General features: G+C 65.7%; 19 protein-coding genes. 9 read left to right on the forward strand and 10 right to left on the reverse strand.

The genetic code is table 11. From position 1 onward, the window contains the following. Nucleotides 1-13: 13 nt before the first annotated feature. From E5X34_RS21765 to E5X34_RS21785, 5 genes are read right to left on the reverse strand one after another with little or no spacing between them, the layout of a single operon-like run. A complete protein-coding gene (locus E5X34_RS21765) occupies nucleotides 14-940 on the reverse strand; it encodes a LysR family transcriptional regulator (protein ID WP_292568768.1) in 927 nt (308 codons plus the stop codon). Then, nucleotides 941-2,743 (reverse strand): adenine deaminase C-terminal domain-containing protein, encoded by a 1,803-nt coding sequence (locus tag E5X34_RS21770; RefSeq protein ID WP_292568770.1) that lies wholly within the window; start codon nucleotides 2,741-2,743, stop codon nucleotides 941-943. A 34-nt stretch (nucleotides 2,744-2,777) separates the two neighbouring features. Then, on the reverse strand, nucleotides 2,778-3,410 hold the full coding sequence (locus E5X34_RS21775) for a glutathione S-transferase family protein (RefSeq protein WP_292568772.1): 633 nt from the start codon (nucleotides 3,408-3,410) through the stop codon (nucleotides 2,778-2,780). After that, the gene (locus E5X34_RS21780; protein WP_126062435.1) at nucleotides 3,410-4,120 is read right to left on the reverse strand and encodes a Rieske (2Fe-2S) protein; all 711 of its coding nucleotides are present in this window, start codon (nucleotides 4,118-4,120) and stop codon (nucleotides 3,410-3,412) included. Before E5X34_RS21780 ends, E5X34_RS21775 begins: the two co-directional genes overlap by 1 nt. Continuing rightward, nucleotides 4,117-4,395 (reverse strand): hypothetical protein, encoded by a 279-nt coding sequence (locus E5X34_RS21785; protein ID WP_245456158.1) that lies wholly within the window; start codon nucleotides 4,393-4,395, stop codon nucleotides 4,117-4,119. Before E5X34_RS21785 ends, E5X34_RS21780 begins: the two co-directional genes overlap by 4 nt. A gap of 289 nt (nucleotides 4,396-4,684) precedes the next feature. Here E5X34_RS21785 and add point away from each other — a divergent pair, with 289 nt between their 5' ends. From add to guaD, 8 genes are read left to right on the forward strand one after another with little or no spacing between them, the layout of a single operon-like run. After that, nucleotides 4,685-5,716 carry an adenosine deaminase gene (gene add, locus E5X34_RS21790; RefSeq protein WP_292568775.1) on the forward strand — a complete coding sequence of 344 codons (1,032 nt, stop codon included), beginning with the start codon at nucleotides 4,685-4,687 and terminating at the stop codon, nucleotides 5,714-5,716. Nucleotides 5,717-5,744: 28 nt separating this feature from the next. Then, entirely contained in the window at nucleotides 5,745-6,869 is a 1,125-nt protein-coding gene (locus tag E5X34_RS21795; protein ID WP_292568778.1) for a BMP family ABC transporter substrate-binding protein, read from the forward strand. Between the two features lie 37 nt (nucleotides 6,870-6,906). Then, entirely contained in the window at nucleotides 6,907-8,481 is a 1,575-nt protein-coding gene (locus E5X34_RS21800) for an ABC transporter ATP-binding protein (RefSeq protein WP_292568779.1), read from the forward strand. Then, nucleotides 8,481-9,539 carry an ABC transporter permease gene (locus E5X34_RS21805; protein WP_292568797.1) on the forward strand — a complete coding sequence of 353 codons (1,059 nt, stop codon included), beginning with the start codon at nucleotides 8,481-8,483 and terminating at the stop codon, nucleotides 9,537-9,539. The genes E5X34_RS21800 and E5X34_RS21805 overlap by 1 nt, the downstream gene beginning before the upstream one ends. A gap of 13 nt (nucleotides 9,540-9,552) precedes the next feature. Further along, nucleotides 9,553-10,488, forward strand: coding sequence for an ABC transporter permease (locus E5X34_RS21810; protein WP_042638754.1), 936 nt, complete (start codon nucleotides 9,553-9,555; stop codon nucleotides 10,486-10,488). Nucleotides 10,489-10,498: 10 nt separating this feature from the next. After that, nucleotides 10,499-11,899, forward strand: coding sequence for an 8-oxoguanine deaminase (locus E5X34_RS21815; RefSeq protein ID WP_292568781.1), 1,401 nt, complete (start codon nucleotides 10,499-10,501; stop codon nucleotides 11,897-11,899). 18 nt (nucleotides 11,900-11,917) lie between these two features. Continuing rightward, nucleotides 11,918-12,769 carry an aromatic ring-hydroxylating dioxygenase subunit alpha gene (locus E5X34_RS21820; protein WP_292568798.1) on the forward strand — a complete coding sequence of 284 codons (852 nt, stop codon included), beginning with the start codon at nucleotides 11,918-11,920 and terminating at the stop codon, nucleotides 12,767-12,769. Between the two features lie 27 nt (nucleotides 12,770-12,796). Next, nucleotides 12,797-14,176, forward strand: coding sequence for a guanine deaminase (gene guaD / locus E5X34_RS21825; RefSeq protein WP_292568783.1), 1,380 nt, complete (start codon nucleotides 12,797-12,799; stop codon nucleotides 14,174-14,176). Nucleotides 14,177-14,304: 128 nt separating this feature from the next. Here guaD and E5X34_RS21830 read toward each other — a convergent pair whose 3' ends face one another. Together E5X34_RS21830 and E5X34_RS21835 are read right to left on the reverse strand one after the other, a co-directional pair. Next, complete coding sequence (locus tag E5X34_RS21830; RefSeq protein ID WP_292568785.1) at nucleotides 14,305-14,721, reverse strand: nuclear transport factor 2 family protein; 417 nt, start codon at nucleotides 14,719-14,721, stop codon at nucleotides 14,305-14,307. A 72-nt stretch (nucleotides 14,722-14,793) separates the two neighbouring features. After that, nucleotides 14,794-15,546: a glucose 1-dehydrogenase gene (locus E5X34_RS21835; RefSeq protein ID WP_292568800.1), complete on the reverse strand. Its 753-nt coding sequence runs from the start codon at nucleotides 15,544-15,546 to the stop codon at nucleotides 14,794-14,796. Between the two features lie 112 nt (nucleotides 15,547-15,658). Here E5X34_RS21835 and E5X34_RS21840 point away from each other — a divergent pair, with 112 nt between their 5' ends. Beyond that, a complete protein-coding gene (locus E5X34_RS21840; protein ID WP_292568787.1) occupies nucleotides 15,659-16,564 on the forward strand; it encodes a LysR family transcriptional regulator in 906 nt (301 codons plus the stop codon). A gap of 235 nt (nucleotides 16,565-16,799) precedes the next feature. Here the strand turns inward: E5X34_RS21840 and E5X34_RS21845 are convergent, their stop codons facing one another. From E5X34_RS21845 to ugpC, 3 genes are read right to left on the reverse strand one after another with little or no spacing between them, the layout of a single operon-like run. Beyond that, complete coding sequence (locus E5X34_RS21845) at nucleotides 16,800-17,534, reverse strand: ribonuclease activity regulator RraA (RefSeq protein WP_292568789.1); 735 nt, start codon at nucleotides 17,532-17,534, stop codon at nucleotides 16,800-16,802. A gap of 24 nt (nucleotides 17,535-17,558) precedes the next feature. Next, complete coding sequence (locus E5X34_RS21850) at nucleotides 17,559-18,722, reverse strand: mandelate racemase/muconate lactonizing enzyme family protein (RefSeq protein WP_292568790.1); 1,164 nt, start codon at nucleotides 18,720-18,722, stop codon at nucleotides 17,559-17,561. Nucleotides 18,723-18,751: 29 nt separating this feature from the next. After that, entirely contained in the window at nucleotides 18,752-19,849 is a 1,098-nt protein-coding gene (gene ugpC / locus E5X34_RS21855; RefSeq protein ID WP_292568792.1) for a sn-glycerol-3-phosphate ABC transporter ATP-binding protein UgpC, read from the reverse strand. Between the last annotated feature and the right edge of the window lie 72 nt (nucleotides 19,850-19,921).

Below are 19,921 nucleotides of genomic sequence, written 5' to 3' on the forward strand. Positions count from 1 at the left end.
CTGGCGGCGGTGGTCATCGACCGTTTCCGAGCCGCTCCACCGTCTGCGCCAGTTGCGTGGCGAAGGCGGAGGCCGCGTCCGACATCTCGCGCTCCGGCCGAGTGAGCAGCATCAGCCGGCGCGGCGGTATCTTGGCATCATGCAGCGGGACGAAGATCAGCGTCCCGTCGGCAACCTCCGCCTCGACGCCGATGCGCGTCTGCAGCACTGTGCCGAGATTGAGCTTGGCCAGCTCGATCATCAGTCCGATCGAATTGGTTCGAGACCGCCGTGTCAGATCGATGATCGAGCGGCTGATAGCCTCCTCCACCGAAAGCCCCAGCGCCAGGCTGCCGTCCGACAGGATCACGCGCTCGCCGGAAAGGTCGAACAGCTTCAGCTCTTTGCGGCCGGCGAAGCGGCTGTCCGGATGCGCGACCACGCCGAGCGGCAGCGTGGCTGCCGCGATCTTGCGCACGCTGCGCGGCACCTGCACGTCGAAGGCGAGCGCAAGCTGGCAGTCGCCCTCCGCCACGGCATCGCACGCCTGCTGCGACCCTGCGACCCGCACGTCCACCGTGATCAGCGGGTGACGCTCCCAGAACGCCTTCAGCGCGGCCGGCATGAGGCCGCGCGCGACGCTCTCGACCACGGTCACGGAGACGCCGCCGCGGTTGAGGCCGCGCAGGTCGTTGATCTCCGACCAGGCTCGGCCAAGCTCGGAGGTGCTCACCTTGGCGTGGTAGAGCAGCAGCTCACCCGCGCTGGTCAGCTTCAGGCGTTGCCGCACCCGCTCGAACAACGGCGTGCCAATCTCGTCCTCCAGCGCCTTGATGAGGCGGCTTATGGAGGACGGCGCGACGTTGAGCACCTGCGCGGTCTGCCGCACCGAGCCCAGCCGCGCCACCAGCTGGAAATAGTGGATACGCGGTGAGACGAGGCCGAGTCGATAGGGATCCACTCAGGCCGCCTCGAAGGCCGGCACGATTTCCATCTCCGGCACCAGCACGAGGCCTTTGTCGGTGATGCGTATCTCCGGGATCACGGAGAGCGGGATGAGGTTGAAGCCCATATAGGGGATGGAGCAGCCGGCGGCTTCCCATTCGCGCTTCAGCACTTTCATCTCCTCCGCGACCTCGGTGACGCGCTTGTCCGACAGAAGCCCGGCGATCGGCAGGTCGACCATCGCGGTCACCTTGCCGTCATGGACCACGCAGACGCCGCCCTGCTTCTCCTCGACCGCGCGCAGCGCGACTTGCATGTCGGCCTCGTTGACGCCCGCGACGATGATGTTGTGGCTGTCATGCCCGACCGAGGATGCGACCGCGCCGCGCTTCAGCGCGAAGTTGCTGAGCAGCCCGTGCGCGACATTGCCGGCGGACTTGCCATGCCGTTCCACCACGGTCACGAAGCAGAGCCCGTGCCGGTCGAAATGCGTCTGCCAGTCGTTCGCCGGCTCGAGCGCGATCCGCTCGTGGCCGAGCGTGATGCCCGGCAGCTCGGTCCGTATGGTGTGCGCCACGACCTTTTCGGTCGGAAGGTCCGGGGTGAGCTTGATCGCCTTCGGCAGCTTCACCGTGTGGTAGGCCGCCTCGGGATAGCGGTAACGCTGCGACAGCGCTTGGTCGAGGACCGGCGTGATCCTGCGGTCCTCGACGACCAGTTCGCCGCCGTACCAGGTGTTCACCGGCTTGTAGGAATCGTCGAGCAGCACGAGGTCGGCGCGCCGACCGCCGCCCAAGCCCCCGATCTCGCCTTCCATGCCGAAGCGCGTGGCACCGTGCAGCGAGCCCATCGCCCAGGCCTGTTCCGGTTTCATGCCGGCTTTCATCGCCTCGCGCGTGACCCAGTCGAGGCCGAAGAGCAGCAAATCGTCGGCGTCGCGGTCGTCGGTGCAAACGGCGACGCGCTTGTGCGAGGCGCCGAGCTCGGTGATCGTCTTGATTGCCTGCGGCAGCGAGTGCCACGGCGTCGTCGGGGGGCCGCCGCGCAGGAAGAGCCAGATGCCGGCTTCCAACATGTCGTCGGCGATCTCGCGGTCGATCGCCTCGTGCGTATCGGTCACGCCGGAGGCGGCATAGGCCGCCACGAATTCGCGGCCGTAAACGTGGCCGGAGACGGGGCGGCCGCGCTGGAGTGCCGCGGCGAGGATCGCATGGCTGCGCTCGTCGCCCATCGCCACCTGCACGAAATCCATCTTTTCGCCGAGCGCCACCGCTTCCGGCCATTTGTCGAACAGCGCGCCGATCTTTTCCGCCGTCAGGTCGCCGCCGGCCGTTTCGAGCCGCGGCGAGGTGGCCGGCACCGTGCTGGGCACCGTCAGGAAGATCGACAGCGGCGCCTGGCGGGCATCCTCCAGCATCGCCTCGACGCCGGCTACGTCCATCACGTTGCCGATCTCGTGGCTGTCGCAGAAGATGGTCGTGGTCCCGTTGAGCAGCGCGGCCTCGGCATAGGCGCAGGCCGTCACCATCGACGATTCGATGTGGATATGCGGATCGACCAGCCCCGGCGCGATGATGCCGCCCTTGGTCTGGTAGACCCTGGCGGCGGTTCCCTTGTAGGTGCCGGCGGGCTTCACCGCGGCGATGCGCCCGCCCGAGATCCAGACTTCCCGGTCCGCCAGGATGCGCTCGGAATAGGTCGACAGCACGCGCGCCCCGGCAATGACCAGGTCGGGCTCCTGCCTGCCGAAGGCGACGTCGGCCAACCTCCGCGTCATGGTCGAGAGCGGCTGTACCGAGAAGCGGCTGAGATTGCTCATGACTTTTCTGCCTTCTGCCTGGGGCGTCTGCGCCTCAATAATAGTCCGGAATGCCCGGCATGGTCACGAAGCCGGGGAGCGAACGGACGCGCCGTCCCCAGCGCCGCAGCCCGGCATATTCATCGTGGTCTATCCCGAAATCGCGGCTGAGCGCGAAGGCCGGAAACAGCGCGATGTCGGCGATCGTGGGATGGCCGGCCGCGAACCAGTCGAGGCCCTCGTAGCCGCGCGCGATCATGTGGTCGTCCATGATGCGCAACAGCTTGCCCGCCGATGCCTGCAGCGCTTCGCCGTCGCCCGGCGTGTCGAACAGGGAGTTGCGGCGCGCCTCGCCCGCGACCGCCAGCGCTCCGGCCGAGAAGACGAGCCACTGCATGACGCCGGCGAAGTCGGCGCCCTCCGCCGGCAGCCATTTGCCAGCGGCGTCATTGGCGCGGGCGAGATGCGCAAGGATCGCTTCGGCGCCGAACAGGGTCAGGTCGCCGTCCTTCAGAATCGGCAGTGTGCCGAGCGGGTTCATGGCCAGGAAGGGCGGCGTCGTCTGCTCGTTGCCGGGGAAGGCGTTGACCGCGATCGGCTCCCATTTGAGGCCGAGCATCGAAAGCGCGAGCCGCACCTTGTAGCAGTTCTCGTCGAGCTCGTAGTTGTAGAGGACGATGCCGGCCATCACGCGGCCACCGCTGCTGCCGGCTGCGTCTCGATGCGGTGGCGCAGTTCGGCCGTCCAGGCCAGGAAATGCGCCTGTCCCTTGCCGGCATAGCGTGCGGCAGGTCCGGCGATGACGACATGCAATGCCGTGCGCTCTCCGGAAAGGCTATGCAGGCCGAGGAGAAGCCTATCGTTGCCAACCGTCAGCGCGTAGAGGCGGCCGTCGATCTGGCGGAGGACGGAGGCTGCAGCCTCGTCGCTGAAAGGGCGCGACGGTGTCGTCTCGATCGCCGCCAGCACCGCGTCAATGGCTGCGCCGAAAAAGACACTGCGCACCGATACGGTCTCGCCGGCCTCCTGCGGGGCAGGGGGCGCGGACTCGGTCGGCTCGGTGGCCACCCAGATCATGCCAGCCGCCTCGACCGTCTGGAAGACCGGCACCCTAATGCTCCCCGGCACGTCCAGCTCAGGATGAGCCGGGATGTAGCGGCACTGCCCGGCCGTGTCGTACTGCCAGCCGTGATAGAGGCAAGCGATGTGGTCGCCGCGCACGAAGCCGAAGCTGAGCTTCATGCCGCGATGCGGGCAGCGGTCTTCCCACACATGCGGTGCGCCGCTGTTGTCGCGCCAGACGACGAACTCCTTGCCGTCGATATGCGTGCCGGCCGAGCTCCCCGGCTCGATCGAGGCCGACAGTGCGACCGGATGCCAGACACCCGCGGTGGTCATCGTTCTTGTTCCCCATTGGAAATGCTGTGGATTCTGGTGCGCTCATAGTCGAGCACGAGGCAGTCGAGCGGGCCGAGACTGCACGCCATCTCGAACGCGTCGACGAGGTCGGGCTGGCCCGAGACTTCAACGGTGAAGCGATCCGCGGCGACGCTCCTGATCGCCATCTTCAGGTCGAGCTTCTCCGCCCGCCGGTCGCAGAACTCGGCGAAGCTGGGCGGCACCAGCCGTCCGATGAAGGACAGCCGGGCGGTTTCGGTCGAGACCGCCTTCACTCCAGTCCTCGCTGCTTCATGGCACCACGCACGCTGCCTACAATCCCAGCCATTTGCACAATTTTTAGGCAATGTTGCTTTCTGTCTAATTAGGCATCATTTTGGGGCTTGTGCAAGCCAAATTTCCCTGACATCTGTTGCGTAAGGGAGAATTGAAGGCACGGAAAACGACGAAAAAGTCGAACAACTTCGTGTTGAGTGGGTGTCCCGCAACGGCCTGAAAGAGCCGGAAGGGAAATGAGGCAGATGGCGCCGTCAGCGACATTGTGCCTCGCAATGGGGAAGGCTGATGTCTTTGGCGAGCTTCGTTCAGCAGCTGCCCAAGGTCGAGTTGCATCTGCACCTCGAGGGCGCCGTTTCCGCCTCTACCTTCGCCGATCTCGCCGCTTTGAATTCGGTCGCGCTGCCCAAGCCGACAGCCGAGCTGTACAGCTACGACAACCTGCCCGACTTCCTGAAAATCTACGACCTGGTCTGCGCCTCGATCAAAAGCGCCGCGGACTTCTCGAGGATCACCTTCGAGGCGCTGGAGCGCTGCGCGATCGCCGGCGCGCGCTACGTCGAGCTCTTCTTCAGCCCGCATGCGCATCTCGCCCACGGCGTTTCCTACTCCACCATGCTCGGCGGCGTCCTCGACGGGATGCGGCGCGCCAAGGAAAAATATGGCGTCGTCTGCAAGCTCATTCCAGCGCACAGCCGCGAACTCGGACCGGAACGCGGCGAGCAGTTCCTGGACATGGTGCTCGCCGAGCGGGTGCCCGATGTGATCGGCATCGGCCTTGACTACAACGAGGCGCCGTTTCCGCCGGCTCCCTACGCGAAGATGTACGAGCGCGCGCGCTCAGAGGGGCTGAACGTCACCGCCCATGCGGGCGAATCCGGCCCGGCCGAGAACGTTGCCGACAGCATCGAACTGCTCGGCGTGCGCCGCATCGACCACGGCTACCACGTGGTCGACGATTCCGTGCTGGTCGAGCGCTGCAAGGAAGCCGGCATCGTCTTCACCTGCTGCCCCAGCACGACGTTGGCAACCACGGTCTGGCGCGACCTTGCGGCTCCTGGCCACGCGATTCGGCGCATGATCGAGGCTGGCCTCAACGTCACCATCCATTCCGACGATCCGCCGATGTTCGCCACCACGCTCGACCGCGAATACGCGCTGGTTATGGACAATTTCGCGCTCTCGCCGGAGGCGCTGAAGAAGATTGCGCTCGCCGGCCTCGAGGCCGCATGGCTCGACAACGAAACCAAGCAGGCATGGATGTCCGAATGGTCGGCGGAAATCGATGGCCTGCTGAAGACCGAACTCCTTCCAAACTGACCGCCGTGTATCGCGCAAAGGATAGAACATGATCAGTATCGAGAAGCTTTCCCGCCGTGGATTCCTCAACATGGGCGCCGCCGCCGGCGCCTCGCTCCTGCTACCCAGGACGGGCCTGATCGGCGCCGCGCGCGCCGCGGCGCCGCTGCCGGCCGTGGCCGAGGAAGATGCCGTAATCGGCTTCGGCCATGTCGGCCCGGTCACCGACGAAGGCTGGACCTGGGCTCATCACCAGGGCGTGCTGGCCGTGCAGAAGGCGTTCCCCAAGCTGAAGAAGGTGCTCGAGGTGGAGAATGTGCCGTACTCGGCGGATGCCACCCGTATCTACCGCCAATTCGTGAGCGAAGGCGCCAACCTCATCTTCGACACATCCAGCACTGGCGACTTCCTGCACGAGGTAGTGAAGCGGGCGCCCGACGTCGGCTTCATGGAGTGCGACGGCCGCACCACGATGGACAATCTCGGCTGGTACTATCTCAACCATTGGTACCCGACCTATGTGGTGGGTGTTGCCGCCGGCCATCTCAGCAAGTCCGGCAAGCTCGGCTATGTCGCCTCCTTCCCGGTTCCGTCGGTGTTCAGCGGAACCAACGCCTTCCTGATGGGCGCGCGTTCGGTTAATCCGAATGCCACGCTGCAGGCTGTCGTCATCAACTCCTGGTTCGACCCGCAGGCCGCCGCGCAGGCCGGCACCGCGCTCATCGACAATGGCTGCGACTTCCTGTTCGGCATCATGGACGAGGCCGCCTATCTGCAGGTCGCCGAGAAGCGTGGCGTCTGGGCAGCGATGTGGAACACCGACATCCGCCGTTACGGTCCGAACGCCTACGTCTCCTCCATCATCATCGACTTCAAGGACTTCTACGTCGACCAGGTGAAGAAGCGCCTGGCCGGCGAGTGGACCTCGAGCGAGAACCTGTTTGCGATGGGCAAGGGCATCGACCGCGACGCATGGGGCGAGAAGGTTCCCGCCGATGTCGCCAAGGCGGCCGACGAGGTCCGGCAGAAGATCATCAACGGCTGGTCGCCCTTTACCGGCGAGATCAAGGACTCGACTGGCAAGGTCCGCGTCGAGGCCGGCAAGACCATGACCGACCTCGATCTCTACTACTGGGATTGGTCGATCGAGGGCGTCTCGGGCCTCAGCGCCTGATGACCTGCCATAACGCAGCGCATTGCGGCAGGCCGGCATGAACGCTACGCAGGACCGCTACATCGCGGCGCCGGGAACGGCGCCGCTGGTGCAGCTGAAGGGTATCGCCAAATATTTCCCGGGCGTCGTCGCCAACCAGGACGTCGATCTCGACGTGCTTCCGGGAGAGATCCACGCGCTGCTTGGCGAGAATGGCGCCGGCAAGTCGACGCTGATGAACATCCTCACCGGCATCTACCAGCCCGATGCAGGCGAGATCACCATCGACGGCTACGCCAAGGAATTCGCCACGCCGCTCGACGCCATCGCGGCGGGCATCGGCATGGTGCACCAGCATTTCAAACTGGTGCAGGCCTTCACCGTGGCCGAGAACATCCACCTCGGCTGGAGCGAGACGCCCCGGCTTGCCTCCGCTCGTAAGCTGGAGGCGCGGACGAAGGCGCTGGCCGAACGCTTCAACCTGCATGTGCGTGCGGACGCGCGCATCAACGAGCTTTCGACCGGCGAGCAACAGCGCGTCGAGATCCTGCGCGTGCTCGCCCGCGAGGCCCGCATCCTCATCCTCGACGAACCGACGGCAGTGCTGACTCCGGCCGAGGCGCGCGAGCTCTTCAAGGCGTTGCGCGAATTCACCTCGCGCGGCAACGCGGTCATCTTCATCAGCCACAAGCTGGACGAGGTGCTGGAAATCTCCGACCGCATCACCATCCTGCGCGGCGGCCGCAGGATCGCGACGCACGACACATCCGAGTGCAACCCCCGGATGCTGGCGCGGCTCATGGTCGGTCGCGACATCGTGCTCGCCGACATGCGGCAGCGGCCGCCCGGCGCGGCGCCCCGGTCGGCGGAGCCGATCCTGAGGCTGGAAAGCGTCTCGGCGCTCGACGACGGCGGAAAAACCGCCCTCCACGACATCACCCTCGATATCCATGCGGGCGAGATCGTCGGCATCGCCGGCGTCGCCGGCAACGGGCAACGCGAGCTCAGCCATGTGCTCACCGGGCTGCGGCGCATCGCCTCGGGACGCATCGTCGTAGACGGCGCGCCGATCGGGGCGGGGGATGCTGCTGCGTTCAGCGAGCTCGGCATCGGCCACATCCCGGAGGACCGGCTGCGCAGCGGGCTGGCCCCGGCGATGAGCGTCGCCATCAACGCCGTGATGCGCGAATACAAGAAGCCGCCCATCGGCTCCGGCGGGCTCTATCGCTCGGGCGCCGCGACCCTGCTTGCGCGCGAGATCGCCAAGGCCGCGGACGTCGCCGTGCCGGACTTCGCCATGCCGGTCCGCAACCTGTCGGGCGGCAACCAGCAGCGTCTGGTGGCGCGCCGCGAGATGCGCATCGCCCACAAGGTGCTGGTCGCCGCCTATCCCAGCCGCGGCCTCGACGTCGGCGCCATCAACACGATGCTGCGCTACATTGTCGAGCTGCGCGACGCAGGCGCCGGCATCGTGCTTATCTCGGAGGACCTGGAGGAACTCCTCAACCTCTCCGACCGCATCGCCGTGCTCTACGAGGGCCGGCTCATGGGCGCGCTCGAAAACGACAAGATCGACGTCGAGCAGATCGGGCTGCTGATGGGCGGACGCACCGTGCGGAAGGAGGCGGCGTGATGTTGCAGGGCCTGCGCCTCCAGCGGCTGCCGTCTGTGCAGCCTGGCATCGCGCTCGCCATGCGCGCGCTGGCCATTGCCATCGTGGTGCTGGCCGCATCAATCGCGCTGCTGGTGGCAGGCGAAGACCCGATCGCGCTCGGCGCGCAGCTCGTCAGCGCCACCTTCAGCTCCACCTTCGGGATGGAGGATTTCGGGCTGCTCGTGATCCCGCTGATCCTCACCGGCCTGTCGGTGGCGGTCGGCCAGCAGATCGGTATCTGGAACATCGGCGCCGAAGGGCAGTTCCTCGTCGGCGCCTTCGCGGCCACCGCGGTCGGACTGTTCGTGCCCGGCCCTGCCTGGCTAATCCTGCCGCTGATCATTGCCGCTGGCGCGCTCGGCGGCGTCGTCTGGATACTGGTCCCCACACTGGCGCGCGCCTTCGTCGGCGTGAACGAGCTGATCACGACGCTGCTGCTCAACTTCGTGGCCGCGCTGCTCGTCTACTACGTCTCGACCGGCCCGTGGCGCGACCGCGTCGGCATGTCCAACTCCTCGACGCCGCGGATCACGGTCGAGATGCCCGAATTCTGGGGGCTGATTCACTGGGGCCTGCCGATCGCCATCCTGATGGCGCTGGCCGCCGCCGCGATCCTCGCCTTCTCCCGCTGGGGATACGAGGTACGGCTGTCCGGCTCGAACCCTTCCGCCGCGGCCTATGCCGGCATCGCGGTGCGGCGCCACATCATCACCGTGATGTTGCTGTCGGGCCTGATCGCCGGCGTCGCCGGCGCCTTCGAGCTCGCCGGCACGGTGCACCGCCTGCAGGGCGGAATTTCCAACAACTTCGGCTATCTCGGCATCATGGTCGCGGTGCTCGCCCGCAACTCCTGCGTCGGCGTCATCTTCACCGGCATACTCATGGCCTTCATCCTCAACTCCGGCATCATCCTGCAGACTCAGGGCATCACCACCTCCGCGGTGCTGGCGATGACCGGGGCGATCCTGTTCCTGACGGCGATCGGCGACGAGCTCGCGCATTACCGCATCCTCCGCGCCGGATCGACGAGAGCATAGAGCGAGACCGACATTGGACCTCTTGACCGGAATTCTCGCCACAACCTTTCTCGCCGGCGGCGTGCTGGCGCTCGCGGCCATGGGCGAGGTGCTCGCCGAGCGCGTCGGCGTCGTTAATCTCGGCGCCGAAGGGCTGATGGCGATGGGCGCGATCACCGGCGTAGCGACCGTCGCGGCCGTTCCCTCGCCGGCGCTCGGCTTTGCCGCGGCGCTCGTGGTCGGGGCGCTGTTCGGCATGGTCTTCGCTTTCGCCACGGTGACGATCCGGGCGAACCAGGTTCTCTGCGGCCTGGCGCTGACGCTGATCGGCACCGGGCTCGCCAACACCATCGGCCGCAGCTACTCCGGCACGCCATCGGCCGCGGTCTTCGAGCGTGTCGAGGTACCGCTGCTGAGCGACATCCCGATCCTCGGGCCGGCGCTCTTCTCGCAGAACGTGCTGCTCTACCTCATCTACATCGTCCTGCCGCTCGGCCTGCACTACCTGCTGTTCCACACACGGCACGGGCTCAACATGCGCGCTGTCGGCGAGAACCCGGCCGCCGCCGACGCCGCCGGCATCCCGGTCGGCCTGATCCGCTTCGCCTACGTCACCGCGGGCGCGGCGCTGTGCGGCGGCGCCGGCGCCTACCTGACGCTCGCCTTCGTGCCGGCCTGGTCGGACGGCATGGTCGCAGGGCGCGGGTGGATCGCGGTCTCGCTCGTCATCTTCGCCGGTTACCGGCCGGTCAACGCCGTGCTCACGGCGCTGCTGTTCGGCCTCATCACGTCGATCGGCTTCGTCGGTCAGGCGCGCAACTGGCCGGTGGCCGCGCCGTTCCTGTCGATGCTGCCCTATCTCGGCACCATCGCGCTGATGATCGTGCCGGTGCTCGCCTGGCAGAAAGTGCGCCGCCTGATGGCCGCGCCGGCCGCTCTCGGCGAGCCGTTCTACCGCGATGTACGCTGATGGGCGGCCGATGACGACGCTTCTGGTCAAGAACATCGACCATCTCGCGACGTTCGACGACGCGCGCCGCGAGATTTCGGGCGGCGCGCTGTTCGTCCGCGACAATGTGATCGACAAGGTCGGCACGACGGCCGAACTCGCAGGACTTGAGGCCGATGCGGTGCTCGACCTCTCCGGCCACATCGTCATGCCGGGCATGGTGAACACCCACCACCACATGTACCAGAATCTGACGCGCGTCATGGTGCAGGACGACGAGCTGCTGGTCTGGCTGAAGACGCTCTATCCGATCTGGGCCGAGCTCGACGATGACGCTATTGGCGTCTCCGCGCGGGTCGCCATGGCCGAGCTCATCCACTCCGGCTGCACGACCAGCTCCGACCATCTCTACATCCTGCCCAACAACTGCACGCTGGATTCGACAATCGAGGCGGCGCGCGAGATCGGCCTGCGCTTCCATGCTGCCCGCGGAGCCATGTCGCGCGGCGAGAGCCAGGGCGGACTGCCGCCGGACCGCTGCGTGGAGAAGGAAGACGCCATTCTCAAGGATGCGGAGCGCCTGATCCACACCTATCACGACGCATCGCGCCACTCGATGGGCCGCATCGTGCTCGCGCCCTGCTCACCCTTTTCGGTGACGCCGGAGCTGATGCGCGACGCGGCCGCGCTGGCGCGGCAGCATCCCGGCGTGAACCTCCACTCGCATCTGGCGGAAGAGCTGTTCGAGGAGAAGTACTGCCGCGAGATCTATGGCATGCGGCCGGTCGAGTTCGCCGAATCCGTGGGCTGGCTCGGCGAGCACGTCTGGTTCGCCCACTCGATCTTCATGACGAGCGGAGAGATAGACCGCTTCGCCGAGACAGGCACGGGCGTCGCGCATTGCCCGTCGGCCAACATGCGTTGCGGACAGGGCATCGCGAAAATCCGCGAGATGCTGGACAAGGGGGTCAAGGTCGGCCTCGGCGTCGACGGCTCGGCCTCCAACGACACGTCCAACATGTTCATGGAGGCGCGGCTCGCGCTGATGCTGCAGCGCGTCGCGCCGCACCACTACCTTTCCGAGAAGCCGGGCGGGCGCGGCGGTTTCGGCGGCACCCCGACCGCGCTTTCGGCACGCGAGGCGCTGGAGATGGCGACGCGCGGCGGGGCGGCGCTGCTCGGCCGCGGAGATATCGGCCATCTGGCGCCGGGTATGAGCGCCGACTTCATCGCAGTGAGGCGCGACCAGCTCGGCCTGTCGGGAACCGAACGCGACCCGCTCGCGGCGCTCGTGCTTTGCGGGCCCTTCCGCGTCGACTATTCCTACATCAACGGCAGGGAAATCATCGGCAAGGGCGCGTTCCGGTCCTTCGACGTCGAGGAGGCCCTTGCCGACCACCGCGCAGTGATGAACAGGATATACAACCAGTAGAGGGAGACGGGCATGGCCATGCAAGCCGAGAAGGCTGCTCTCGACCAATGGTACTGCATAGAGGCGCTGGACGACATTCCGGTCGGCGCGATGCGCAACAGGTTGCTGGGCGTCGATCTCAGCGTCAGCCGCGATGCCGGCGGCAAGGTTACCGTCACACGCGCGGGCGACAGCGAGGCTTTGCCGATACGCGAACGCTACGGTTATTTGTGGGTGACGCTCGGCGCGCCCGAACGCGACGTCCTGCCGATCCCGGAGACGCAAGAGGACGACCGGCGCTGGGTGATCTGCGGCGCGGTCTCGGTCAGGGCCTCGGGGCTCAGGATCGTCGAGAACTTCCTCGACATGGCGCATTTCCCCTTCGTCCACACCGACATCCTCGGCGCCGAGCCGCACACGGAGGTGCGGCACTACACGACAGAGATCCGTCGCGACGTCGACGAGGTCTGGGCGACCAATTGCGAGTTCTTCCAGCCGCAGGCCGCGCTGTCTGCGACCGGAGGCATCATGACGCAGTACATGTACCGCGTCGCCAATCCCTTCGCGGTCATGCTCTACAAGACATGCCCGAACTCGGCGAACCGCTGGGACGTCATCTGCCTGTTCGTCCAGCCGGTCGAGCCGGACCGCTGCCGGGCTCATCCGGTGATGTTCCTGATCGATGACGTCTCGACGACGGCAGCGCTCGTCCAGTTCCAGCAGCTCATCTTCCTGCAGGACCGGATCATTTTGGAGAACCAGCGGCCGCGGCTTCTGCCGCTCGAGCCCCGCGCCGAAATCCCCACCCGCGCGGACGCCTCCTCGGTGGCCTACCGCCGCTGGCTGAAGGAAAAGGGCATCGTCTACGGCACCACGGCCATGGCCGCCTGAGCGGCAGCCTGGCCGCGCGAAGGCAACATGACCGACCTCAAGGGCAAGACATTGCTCGCCTCCGGCTTCCACGCGCCGGAGCGCGGCAGCATAGACGAGCTTCGCGACGCGCTGATCGCGGTTCGCGAGGACGGCGTCATCGCCTCCGTGCTGAGGCCGGGCGACGAAGCCTATGAGGCCGCCGTCAGCGCGGCCTCCCGTGCCGGCACGCTCGTCCGGCTGCCGAGGGGCCACTATCTGCTGCCCGGGCTTGTCGACCTGCACGTGCACGCGCCGCAATACCCGCAGCTCGGCCAGGCGCTAGACGTGCCGCTGGAGGTCTGGTTGCACAAGTACACCTTCCCGCTTGAGGCGCGTTACGCCGACGTCGCGTTTGCCTGGCGCAATTACGGCCTGCTTGTCAAAGACCTGCTCGCCAACGGCACGACGACCGCGCTCTATTTCGCCACCATCCACCGCGACGCGACCCGCGTCCTCGTCGATGCCTGCCTCGATCGCGGCCAGCGCGCCCTGGTCGGCAAGGTGGTCATGGACAACGCCGACCAGTGCCCCGACTACTATCGCGACGCCTCCGCGCAAGCGGCGGTCGACGGCGCGGCCGAGCTGATCGACTATGTCCGCGCGCATCCGGACAACGGGCACGGCCTGGTCAGTCCGGTGGTGACACCGCGCTTCATCCCCTCCTGCACGGATGCCTCGCTCGTCGAGCTGGGCGCGCTCGCGAAGAGCTGCGGCTGCCATGTGCAGACGCATTGCTCGGAGAGCGACTGGGAGCATGGCTACGTGCTGGAGCGGTACGGGGTGACCGACACCGCCGCCCTCGACCGGTTCGGGCTGCTTGGCCGATTGAGCGTGCTCGCGCATGCCAACTTCATCACGCCGGACGACATGGACACGATCCGGGTGCGCCGTTCGACGGTCGCCCACTGCCCGGTCTCCAACGCCTACTTCGCCAACGCGGTCTTTCCGCTGAAGGCAGCGCTGGAGAAGGGGCTCAATGTCGGGCTCGGAACCGACATTTCGGGCGGGCCGAGCGCCTCGCTCTTCGACGGCATGCGCGGCGCGGTCATTGCATCGCGCATGCTGGAGACCGGCACCGACCCAGACGTGCCGCCGGAAAGGCGGAGCAGCCGGAGGGCCGCGCGGATCGATTTCCGCGACGCCTTCCATCTCGCAACCGTCGCGGGCGGGACCGCGCTCGACCTGCCGGTCGGGCAGTTCGCGGCAGGCTACCATTTCGATGCCTTCGTCATCGACACCGAAGCCGTGGGCGGCACGATCAGGCTGCAGGAAGACCTCGACCGTGGCGAAGGCATCCTGCAGAAGATCGTCTACACTGCGTCCAGGACGAACATCGCAACCGTCTGGGTAGGCGGCCGCGCCGTGGCCGGCGGGTTCCCTTCGTAGATACGCAATGTCGCGCAGGGCGGCCGGAACAAGATCAGCCCAAATGCGGCGATCTCCGCCAGGCTCACCTCGCTCCCTCGATCGCGAGCGGCGTTTGCCCGGCGCGCGTGCCGCATCAGGTGAGCAAATCAGGTCGCGGATTTGGCGCTTGCCCGGCGAAACTCTTCCGAGGTCTCTTCGAGGAAGACGTAAAGCGCCGTGATCTTGCCATCGCGGACGGTGATGACATCCCAGCCGGTGTATTCAGGCGTCGCACCGCGCGGCCCGGAACCCCAGGCCAAGCGGCCCGCATTATGGAGAACCTGCGGCTTGCCGTGCGGCGTGTAGATATAATCCGGATGCGTCGCCCGCAGATCACCGGCGAACTTGTCGATCGCGTCGTGCCCGACAATCGCACCCGGCGGCACGTAAAGAATGCCGTCCTCTGCCCAAAGTTCACCGATCGCGGCGCGCCGGCGCTCGTCGTCGCCTTCGCCGAAGACCTCTTGGAGGTTCCGGTCGAGCAACTCGCGGATACGTTCTGCGGATTCGTTAGAGTGTGTCATGACATGTGTCCTTGACAGGACGCCGAACCTCGGTCGCGGGATTGCGCCAAGGCTCTGGGCGCAAGTTGAGATTCAGATCTGGGCCTGGCCGCCATCGACAAAGAGTTCGACGCCGTTGACGAAGCTCGCCTCATCGGAGGCCAGGAACAGGACGGCATTGGCAATCTCTTCGGGCTGGCCCACGCGGCCTGCGGGGATCAGGCCTGCCAGATAATCCCTGGTACCCTGTGCCTGCGCGCCGCCGCCGAACAGCTCGTTCAGTCCTGCCGTGTCGGTGACACCGGGGCTGATCGCGTTGACGCGGATGTGGCGCTCCTTCAGGTCGAGCATCCAGTTGCGGGCGAAGTTGCGCACCGCTGCTTTGGTTGCCGAATAGACGCTGAAGGCCGGCGTGCCGGAGATACTGGTCGTGGAGCTGGTCAGGATGACGGAGGCGCCGTCCTTCAGCAGCGGCAGCGCCTTCTGGACCGTGAATAGGACGCCCTTCACGTTCGTGTCGAAGGTGCGCTGATAGTGATCTTCAGTGATCGCGCCGAGCGGGACCATTTCACCGCCACCGGCATTGGCGAAAAGCACGTCGATCTGGGCATGCTTCTGTTGGACCGCGTCGTAAAGCCTGTCGATATCAGCGAGGACCGCCGTATCGCCGCGGACTGCGGTGACCCGACCGCCGATCTGCTTCACGGCTGCATCCAGCGCGTCCTGGCGGCGACCCGTTATGAAGACTGACGCACCCTCAGCGGAAAATGCTTTCGCCGCAGCGAGCCCGATGCCGCTTGAGCCGCCCGTGACCACCACGACCTTATTGTTGAACCTGTTCGTCATCGTCTTTCTCCTTGGAGTGCGGCGAAGCGCCGTTGCCTTCATATTTGCTGGAGGAACGGTGAGGCTTGTAGTGAGCAAAATTATCACCTAGCGTTCCATCAAGGGAACGATGATGCGTGTTGATCTCAACGACTACGTCTACTTCGCCGAAGTGGTCGCACATGGCGGCTTTGCCGCCGCTGGGCGGGCGCTGCGTGAACCGAAGTCCAAGCTCAGTCGGAGGATTGCGGGCCTTGAGGAGCGGTTGGGCCTGCGCCTTATTGAGCGGTCGAGCCGCCGCTTCCGGGTGACGGACACAGGGCGGGCATTTTATGAGCGATGCCGGGCAATTGTGGCGGAGGCCGAGCAGGCAGAAGCGTTGGTCGCGCAGGCGCAAGCCGAACCGCATGGTCGCATTCGTTTCAGTTGCCCGACGGGGATGGTCGCGCCCATTTCGGGGCTGATTTCATCCTTTCTGATGAGCTTCCCGAAAGTGCGGCTTCAATTGGTGGCAACCGATCGTGCGGTGGACTTGATCGAAGAACGCATTGATCTCGCGCTGAGGGTGCGTACGAGCCTGACATCGGACGCCGCTTTAACCATGCGGTCGCTGGGGATGTCGGTCCGCATTCTCGTTGCGTGTCCCCAACTTGCCAGTCAAGTGACCAGTATCGAGCAACTGACCAACTTCCCGACGCTGGCAACTGACGATGCTTCGGATGATCTCGAATGGCACCTGGAAGCGGAGGATGGCCGCGGGCAGGTTGTGCGTATCCAGCCGAGGATGGGATGCGAGGACATGACGACTGTTCGCGACGCTGCAATCAATGGTCTCGGCATAGCAATCCTGCCCGATCATGTCTGCCGTGAGGCGCTGGAAACTGGGCGGCTGGTGCGCGTGCTGCCGGCATGGCGCGGAGTGAAGGGGGTCGTTCATCTGGTCTTCACCACCAGACGCGGCCTACCTCCCGCCGTGCGAGCGCTGATCGATCATCTGGCCGCGGGCTTCCCCAGCGTTGACGTCAGCAAGCGAGCCTGAGACATCGCATTTTCAAGATTAGTCCATGAGTTGGTGTTCGTAGCGCAAGGCCAGTCACGCAAGGTCAGGTTAACTGGTTGGCCTCACACAGGATCGTCGTCGGGGCTTCATGGTTTTCGAGCTTGAGTCGGTGCGCCGCGCTATGCCGAGCGGCGCTATCCTGTTCCGTCCAGCTGGCTTGAAGCTGAACCGCTCCAAGTCGCGATGGTTGTGTTCCTTCGTTGGCTTGGCTCCGCTAACGCCTTGCTTTGCGCCACGCCTCATACTCGCCGCGGGCATCGTCGTGCAGTGGATAATAGCGCTGCAAGGGCGCGCCCTGCATGAGCTTCTCTCGGGAGAACTCTTCCCAGTCATGATGCTTCTGGGCCTCCTCGATCACCATGGGCGCCATCGAGACGGGAACCACCACGGCCCCGTCATCGTCGGCGACGATGATATCGCCGGGGATCACCGTGACACCGCCGCAGGCGATCGGAACGTTGACGGCATTGGGATAGATGCTGGTCTGGACATGATAGTTGGGCGTCCAGCCGCGCAGCCATAGCGGCAGGTCGAGCTTCTCGACATTGGGCCGGTCGCGCATGCATCCGTCGATGACGATGCCGGCGCCGCCCCGGCCCTTGAAATAGGTCGACATCATATCGCCGAAGACGCCCGACCTCATGTCGCCGCGCGCGTCGACCACGACCACGTCGCCCTCCTGCGCGTGGTAGAGCACATGCCGGTGCAGCTGCGTTTCCGGATCGGCATATTCGCCTTCGTTGAAGAGATCCGGCCGCTGCGGCAGGAACTGCAGCGTGAGCGCCGGTCCGACGATCGACTTGCCGTGGTTCTGCGCCACCGGGCCGACCATATGCGGGCTGCGGAAGCCCATATGGCCTAGCGTGCCGGCGACCGTCGCGGCGCCGATCTCCTTCAGCGCTTCGATCAGATCCTTGGACGGTCGCTTGATGTCGGTTGTATGCGTCATTGTCGGACTCCGGATGAGATGGAATTACCAGTTAGTGACGGAACCGTCGCGGCGCGCGAGATGCGGCGCTTCCCAGAAGCGAAAGCTCTGCGCCTGGATCGCGGCCTCGTTGACCTCGACTCCGAGTCCCGGCAGGTCGCCGACCGGGTAATGGGTGCCGTCCAGCCGCGGTTGCACCGGAAAGAACTCGGAATTGTCGAAGCCCAGCTTCCTTTCGGGCACCCTGGTTTCGAGCCAGGCGAAGTTCGGTACAGCGGCGCCGAGATGGATGGTCGCGGCCGTGCACACCGGGCCAAGCGGATTGTGCGGCATCAGGTCGACATAATGCGCTTCGCTCCAGCCGGCGACCTTCATCGCCTCGGTGAGCCCGCCGACATTGCACACATCGAGCCGGTTGAACTGGTGGATGCCGCGCTCGATATAGGGCAGGAACTGCCACTTGCTGGCAAACTCCTCGCCGATGGCGAAGGGGATGTCGGTCATCCTGCGCAGGGATTCGTAGGCGTCCGGCGCCTCGTCGCGGATCGGCTCCTCGAGGAAATCGAGCACGCCGCGGCCGAGCTTGTTGCAGAAGCTCGCCGCCTCGGCCACTGACAGCCGGTGGTGATAGTCGATGCCGAGCACGACCTCGTCGCCCAGCGCCTCGCGCGCCTTGTTTAGCATGGTGGCGGTAGGACCAATCGACTCGCGCGGCTCGAAAATGTCCTTGCTGCTCTGCCCGGTGGGAAAGAAGCGGATCGCCTGCCATCCTTCGGCATGGAGTTCGCGCGCCCGTTCGATGGCGGCGTCGCCCTCGGCCTCGTCTCCCGTCGAGGCGAAGGTCGGGATGCGATCGCGCTGCTTGCCGCCGAGCAGCTCGTAGACCGGAACCCCCAGCGCCTTGCCCTTGATGTCGTGAAGGGCGATGTCGATGGCGGAGATCGCCGCCTGCAGGACCCTCCCGCCTTCGAAATACTGGCTGCGATAGAGTTCCTGCCAGATGCGGCCGATCTGCATGGCGTCGCGGCCGATGAGAAATTCGCGATAGTGCTCGACCGCGCCGGTCACTGCCTTCTCGCGGCCGCTCAGGCCGCTCTCGCCCCAGCCGAAGATGCCCTGGTCGGTCTCGACCTTGACGAGCATCTGGTTACGGGTCCCGACCCACACCGGGTAGGGCTTGATCGCGGTGATCTTCATCTTCGTCGTCATTCCCCCTCATGTCCCATGCGTTCGCCGTCTCAACTGGCCTCGAGCGCCATTTCCGTTTCGCTGTCGAACAGGTGCATGCGCTCCTGGTCGAACTCGAGCCAGATCTGCTCGTCGGGTGCGACGGCGACATTGGGGGAGACGCTGATGTTGACGATGGCGCCGGAGAGGAACGCCTGCACGAAGGTGACGTCTCCGGTCGGCTCCACCGTATAGGCCTTGGCCGGAATGGCGCCAGGGACCGCGCTCTTGTGCAGCTTGATCGTCGAATGGCGCGCGCCGAGCACGACCTTCCTGGTGGTTGCTCGCGCGACCTTCTGGGCGTTGCGCGGCGACAGCGCGAGGCTCCAGCCTTCCGCGCTCGTCAGAACGGCGCCGCCATCTGCCGTCGATGCCTCCAGCGGGATGAGGCTCATCGCCGGGCTGCCGACGAAGCTCGCGACGAACATGTTGGCGGGATGGGCGAAAACCTGCGCGGGTGAATCATATTGCTGCAGGTAGCCGCCATTCATCACCGCCATCCTGTCAGCCATGGTCACGGCCTCGAGCTGGTCGTGCGTCACATAGATGATCGTCGCCTTGAGGTCCTGGTGGAACCGCTTGATCTCGGATCGCATCTGGACGCGCAGCTTTGCGTCGAGGTTGGAGAGCGGCTCGTCCATCAGGAACACCGCCGGATCGCGCACCAGCGCGCGGCCGAGCGCCACGCGCTGCTGTTGCCCGCCGGAAAGCTCGCGCGGCTTGCGTTCGAGCAACTGCGTCATGTCCAGCACGCGCGCTGCTTCCCTGACCTTCCGGTCGATCTCGTCCTTGGGCAGCTTGCGCATCTGCAGCGGGAAGGCGAGGTTCATGTAAACCGACTTCTGCGGATAGAGCGCGTAGTTCTGGAACACCATGGCGATGTCCCGGTCCTTGGGGTCGAGGTCGTTGACCACCCGGTCGCCGATGACGATGTCGCCCGAGGTGACCGTGGTCAGGCCAGCGACGAGATTGAGCGTGGTCGTCTTGCCGCAGCCGGAAGGCCCGACCAGCGCAACGAACTCGCCGTCATTGATTGTCAGCGAAACGTCGTTGACGGCTTTGAAGCTGCCATAGGTCTTGACGAGATCTTTGAGGACCACATGGGCCATGCAGGCAGCTCCCTAGTTGTGAGCTTTCGAGAGGTTGTCCATTCGGACCGGACCGAGGAGACTGGAGTTACC

The sequence above is a fragment of the Mesorhizobium sp. genome, assembly GCF_004963255.1.
In the GTDB taxonomy this organism is placed as follows: Bacteria; Pseudomonadota; Alphaproteobacteria; order Rhizobiales; family Rhizobiaceae; genus Mesorhizobium.